Annotated in this window: 3 protein-coding genes; all 3 read left to right on the top strand. The window is 35.3% G+C overall.

Annotated features, from left to right (window positions below):
- The coding region (locus BUB80_RS22760) for a T9SS type A sorting domain-containing protein (protein WP_073297995.1) at window positions 1–1,260 on the top strand (1,260 nt) is incomplete at its 5' end.
- A gap of 3 nt (window positions 1,261–1,263) precedes the next feature.
- Window positions 1,264–4,611 (top strand): hypothetical protein, encoded by a 3,348-nt coding sequence (locus tag BUB80_RS22755; RefSeq protein WP_139262890.1) that lies wholly within the window; start codon window positions 1,264–1,266, stop codon window positions 4,609–4,611.
- Window positions 4,612–4,616: 5 nt separating this feature from the next.
- A partial coding sequence (locus tag BUB80_RS22750; RefSeq protein ID WP_228433943.1) for a DUF6443 domain-containing protein occupies window positions 4,617–6,760 on the top strand: 2,144 nt, incomplete at its 3' end.

Here is a 6,760-nt window from a genome sequence, read left to right as displayed (position 1 = left end):
TTTCTTTCAGCAACGGTAGCAACTCAAGAAGGAGGATTTCTTTTGGCAGGAACTTCTTACAGCGGAAAAGGTCTGGATAAAAAAGATGATTCTAAGGGAGGTTCTGACATTTGGCTCATCAGATTGAATGAATTTGGAGACGAATTATGGCAAAAAACTTTAGGGAGTTCAGCCGATGAAGAATCAAGATCAGTTATTCAAACGACCGATTTAGGATTTTTTGTTGCGGGTAATGTGCAAAACTCAGCGAAAGGTCATGGATCTAAAGATGTTTTAATTATAAAACTAGATAAAAACGGAAAAGAATTATCACAATCTATTTTAGGTGGAAAAGGATTAGATGAAGTAGAAAAAATGATTCCAACGAAAGACGGAGGTGCTTTGCTTGGGATATACTCAAGAAGTGGTATGGGTGGTTCAAAGAAAACTGAAAGCTTTGGCGAAGGAGATTATTGGATCATCAAACTTAATAAAGAAGGCAAAGTAGAATGGGAAAAGAACTTTGGAGGAAAAGGTGATGATCATTTGAGAACACTCGCATTAACATCAACAGGATTTTTAATTGGAGGAGAATCGAGATCTGAAAGATCAGGAAATAAAACAGTGGGTATTGAAGAAGGTACAGATCTATGGTTGATCTCTCTGAATGAAAAAGGAGATGAACTTTGGCAAAAATCCTACAATTTCAAAAATAGAGATGTATTAATGGGAATGAGTGTGCTACATGGTTCAGATGATAAAACTTCAAAAGGGATTTTATTAGGAGGTTACACTCAGGCTGAAGGCAGAATACAAACTGATGACGAAACATTTTGGATGCTGTATTTGGATCAAAATGGGAATGAACAGTGGAGAAAACACGTCAAAGGAGAATCTAGAAAAAAGGAAGAAAGGCTTTCTGATATTAAACTCAACAGAGATGGTTCCATCATTTTAGCAGGCACCAGTGCCGAAGAACTTGGTAAAGAAAACTGGAAGATTGTCAAACTTGGAGATAAACAAATCGATCAGCTAATCGTAAAACAAGATATCAAGATTTATCCGAATCCTGTATCAGATTATGCATATGTAGAAATTGGTTTTGACTTCAAAGAAGCTGATATCCTTTTGTATGATATGTCTGGAAGACAATTGCAAAGTTTGAAAACGAAGAATAAAGTCACTAAAATCAATACGCAGGCTTTGATTCAAGGAGCTTATTTGATTACGATTAAAACAGATACGAATAAAACGGCTAACGCTAAACTGATTAAAAACTAATATATGATAAAAAAGATACTCTTTTCGTTGATACTATTCAGCGCCTTTTACAAAGGGCAGTCAAATCTTGGGGAGCAGCCCAAGCAATTGGTACCTTTTCCTACAAGTCCGGAAACTTACAGTCTATCAAAGGTTGAAAAAATACCGATGGATTATTTCAGAGGGAAAGCCAACATTAGTATTCCGATTTATACTATTAGTGTAGGCGGAATAAATATTCCTATTTCTTTATCCTATAATACAGGAGGAATTAAGCTTAATGAGGTTTCAAGTATTGTTGGATTAGGTTGGGCCTTAAATATTCCAGGAAATATTTCTCAGAATATGCAGGGATTAGATGACCTTACGTCTCAGTTTTTCTCTAAAAATATAAATGATTACGGAGCATATAACGGGGGATTTAATGAGTTACCTGTTAATAACCAGATGCGTGCTAATCTGGCCAGTTTGTATGATAATCTTTACGATACAAAAAAAGATATTTTTGATTATAATTTTCCTACCGCATCGGGGTCTTTTATTTTAAAAGACAATAATCAGACTTTTCTGATACCCAATGATGATGTTATCATTACCCGAACTGGGAATAAGTTTTATGTGAAAGATACACAAGGTACTGAATATTGGGTATCTCCAAGAAATACTACGGAATCAATGTATATTGGTGGCTCTTCTTCTCACATCTCTCTTTATAATTTAGACAGTCTTAAAGTCAATAATAACGTAGCTAGATTTTCTTACCATAAATCTAATATGTATACGGAAAGAAATATTAATCAGGTGGCAAATTTTAAAATAACTCCTAACCTGAGTCAGAATTTCGAACATTTAGTTCCTCTTCCTAAATATGAAAAAACGGAATCAACTAGCGGTTTTTCAGAATCTTTAATCCGAAAAATTCAGTTTGATGGTGGTGAAGTTACTTTTTTCTATTCTGATGATGCCAATAATGCATTCTCTGACGGGTTAACTTATAGAAAAGATCTTAACAATAACAATACAGGAATTGCGCTGCGCAGAGTCATTGTAACAAACAAAGCAGGAAAGACAATAAAAGATATAAGTCTTAATTACAGTTATTTTGAAAGCAACAGAGCCAATAAAACCTACGAAGATTACAGACTTAAGCTAACTAATGTACACGATAATCTTCAGAATTCAGATTACAGATTTGAATATAACGAGCAATTGAACCTTCCTAGAAGGAATTCAAGCAATGACGACTATTGGGGATATATAAATGCTACTTATAATAACGAAGTTTCTAATATTCCTAATAATATCCCTGCGTCATATGGGATTCCATTAGATGTATTAAATGCTGTTCAGAAAAGAGATAGAGAGCCGAATGAGACATACGCTATTTTAGGCAGTTTAAAATCAATTCAATATCCGACCGGAGCAAAGAAAAATTTTGAATATGAACTTCCTTACAATACCGAAAGAGAACCTTCAGGGTATGCTTGGGGGCATTTAGAAGTTGGCAGTATTGTGGATGAATCTAATGATGACTTTTCTGAATTAAAGTCATTTCCAATTACCTCTGCTCAGATGCAACAAATAGTAAACTTAGGTATTGGTGCAGAACCTGAAAAACTTGAACTGAATTTCAGTCACTCATGTGACAATGGTGATAATCCGGGTCCCGGTCAAGTTATAGACCCAGAAGATGTAACCAGCTGTACAGGAACTGCCAGACATGGCCAAAAATATTTTTCGGACTGGCGTCCAAAAACGGTAGATTGGAATATTTCAATGGGTTCCCCCTTACAATTATCAATTTATAAAATAGGGGCATGTAGATGTAATATCTATGGAGCTATAAGATACAAATATCCTACTTACACAGATAATACAAGAAAATATGGCGGTCTTCGTCTTCGAAAGATGGAAGATGTAGATGAAAATAACATTTCAAATGTATATCAATATGCATATGGAAAATACGAAAATGGAACATTTATTCCTGATTTTAGACTGAACCAGCCGTATAACTTTTCTTCATTTATTAAAAGATATGTAAGACAGTTTACAGGCGATGTAGGCGGAGGCTCTGGAGCAGGTACAGGGAACGGAGAACAGGTTCAGATAGGATCAACTTTTGAGAGGTATTACCGTATTCATAATTCCAGTCAGGCTAATAACAGTTACGGAAGTTCTGATATTATGACCTATCCTTCTGTGGTAGAAATCACAGGCAAAGGAAAAATTATTAGAGAATTTGAAGAATATACATCTTCCAATTATGTGTATAATAAATGGAAAGCCGGAAACCTGAAAAGAGAGATTTATCTGAATCAAAATAACGATACCGTAAGGGTTGTGAATAATACCTATAAGCTCAACACCTTAAAAAACAGTTTATCCGAGTTTACCACTAGTCTACCTGAGGTAGTGGCTTTTTCTACGGATTTTGATATTATAAAAGTAATGGAAACTATTTTGCAAACCCCTGTAGATACTTATTTTGTTGAGCATCGTATGGATCTTATAGAATCGGCAAAAGTTGAAAAAGACAAGTCTGAAACCACAGAATACTTTAACGGTAAAAAGATCACTTCCAAAACAAAGTATGAATATTATGATACGGATATAAACAAACCTATTACCCTAAAAAATACAAAAAGTGTTTTCCCTTCCGGAGAAATTCAGCAGACAGATTACGCTTACGCCCATGAAAAAGGCAATCAGCTCATGATCAATAAAAATATGATTGGGATTCCATTAGAAACCATCTCAACCCAAACAATAGGTGTTACTACTCAAACGTTAGCAAAAACTGAAACGGTTTATCCTAAAACAGTTGCTGAAATAACCAATAATGATGATCGGTTAGTGCTTCCATTATCAATAAAATCTTATGATCTGTCTCATATCAATAACGATCCGTCTACCGAAGTTACCCATGATCAATACGATTCGAAAGGAAACTTACAGCAGTACACTACAAAAGATGGAATTCCTGTCTCTATTGTTTGGGGCTATAAAAACACTCAGCCTATTGCCAAAATAGAAGGAGCAACTTATAATCAATTATCAAATTTGATTTCAACAATAGTTACCGTTTCCAATACGGACGGTCAATTAGGCACAGAAGCTTCGGAGCAGGCTTTAATCACCGCATTGAATTCTTTCAGAAATAACAGCGCTTTATCATTATACCAAACGAGTACTTATACCTATGATCCATTAATTGGGGTAAAAAGTATCACTCCTCCATCGGGAATCAGAGAGGTTTATATTTATGATACCGCTAACAGATTGAAAGAGATAAAGCAAGAGATGAAGAATGCCAATGGTAGCTTAGAGTACAAAATCCTTACAGAATTCAACTACAATTATAAAAACTAACACCGGTGAAAAAGATAATTATACCCATTGGAGCTTTGCTTATCACAAGTTTAGTCCATGCACAGAATTTACCGACTAACCAAAACTATGTCCAGACCAGAACCTATCTTGAACCGGTAGCCACAAGCAATTCAACTGTAAAACAAATCCATACTGTTCAGTATTTTGATGGACTCGGAAGGCCAAAACAGGTGGTAAATGTAAAAGCATCACCACAAGGAAGAGATGTGGTTACTCATATTGAATATGATGTTTTCGGAAGGCAAACCAAAGACTATCTTCCCGTTCCTCAGGGAGGAACTATGAACGGAGAGATAGTCCCAACGCCGTTGGCTAATGCAGGAAATACTCCTTTAGGAAACGAGAAGATTTATGCAGAAAAAGTATTAGAAAACTCACCATTTGATCGCGTTCAACAGCAAATACAGGTAGGAACAGATTGGAGCAATAAGCCTGTGAAATTTGACTATGATGCTAATATTGATGGAGAAGTAAAAAAGTATATTGCTACTTTTAATTATACAACCTTTGAATCAAGCATTAGTCTATCGGGTTCGTATGGTGCTGCTCAATTATACAAAACAACAGTAACTGATGAAGATGGAAATAAAACCATAGAATTTAAAAATGGACAAGGGCAAACCTTGTTGGTTAGAAAAGTGATTTCTGCTACAGAAAATGCCGACACTTATTATGTTTATAACGATTATAATCAGTTGGCTTATGTTATTCCTCCTTTAGCTTCTATCTCCAATACTATAGATGATACTTTGTTAAATAATCTATGCTATCGTTATATTTATGATGGGAGAAACCGTTTGGTAGAAAAGAAACTCCCGGGCAAAGGTTGGGAATATATGGTGTATGATAAAACGGATAGATTAATTCTTTCCCAGGATGCTAATTTAAAAGGACAAAATAAATGGCAGATTACCAAGTATGATCAGTTCGGAAGAGTAGCTTACACCGGAGTTTTAGCGGGTGGAGAAAGAGCATCAAGACAGCAGGAAATAAATAATGCAGTCATTACTGAAAGTAGAAATGCCACAGGGTTTACCAGAAATGGGATGACTGTTTACTATACTGATAACTATTTTATAGGAGAAATTCCTACCATTTTAACTGTTAACTATTATGATACCTATCCTCAAGGCTCACCGGCAATTCCTCCTTCTATTTTAGGACAGGATGTTTTACCGCAGGATGTCACGAACTCACCTGTGAGTACAAAAAGTTTGCCTGTGGCTTCTTATGTTAAAAACATCGAAGATGATAACTGGACAAAGAATTACTCATATTATGATACTAGAGGAAGAGCGGTAAGATCTTATTCTATCAATCATTTGGGAGGGCGTACGAAAGTAGATTCTAAATTAGATTTCGCAGGAGCTGTTCAACAAACGGTAACCTTACATAAAAGACTTGACTCCGATACCGAAAAAATAATAACTGAAAATTTCACCTACGATCATCAAAATAGATTACTGGCTCATACTCATCAGGTGGACAATAATCCAATTGAGATTTTGACCCAAAACAAATACAATGAACTTTCACAATTAGAAAGCAAAAAAGTCGGAGGTATTGATCCTGCTCAGCCTCTTCAACAAATTGATTATGCATACAACATCCGAGGTTGGATGACCAAGATTAATAATCCGGCTAATCTAGGAAACGATTTGTTCGCATATAAAATCAATTACAATACAGTGGAAGGATTGGAAACTCCGAATATGGATTTTTCTGATTTGAAAGTAAAAGCAAAGTATAATGGAAATATTTCAGAAGTAAGCTGGAAAACGCTGACAGAAGAAAATGAACCTTTGAAAAGATATGGCTATGTTTATGATCCTTTAAACAGACTTAGTGTTGGCTTTTATCAGAGAGAAGGGGCTGAGACGGCTAAAGAATATTTTGAAAAATTAGATTATGATTTAAACGGGAATATTTTAAGATTGCAAAGATCAGAAAATTTATTAACGGGAAGCAGCATAGCCTTAAAAATTGATAATCTGAAATACGATTATACAGGTAACAGGCTGACAAAAGTAACCGAAGAGCAGATAGGAAACAGCAATGGTTATCCTTATCTGGCAACTCCCAATACCATCACATATGATGATAATGGAAATATGACAAGTCACAGGGA

The organism is Chryseobacterium polytrichastri, from assembly GCF_900142445.1.
Lineage (GTDB): Bacteria > Bacteroidota > Bacteroidia > Flavobacteriales > Weeksellaceae > Chryseobacterium > Chryseobacterium polytrichastri.
The sequence above is the reverse complement of the archived record's forward strand: the minus strand, read 5'-3'. Positions and strand labels throughout refer to the sequence as shown.

Bases quoted from the DNA above. Each gene is read 5' to 3' on its own strand.
- BUB80_RS22755 (WP_139262890.1), top strand. From the start codon at position 1,264: ATGATAAAAAAGATACTCTTTTCGTTGATACTATTCAGCGCCTTTTAC.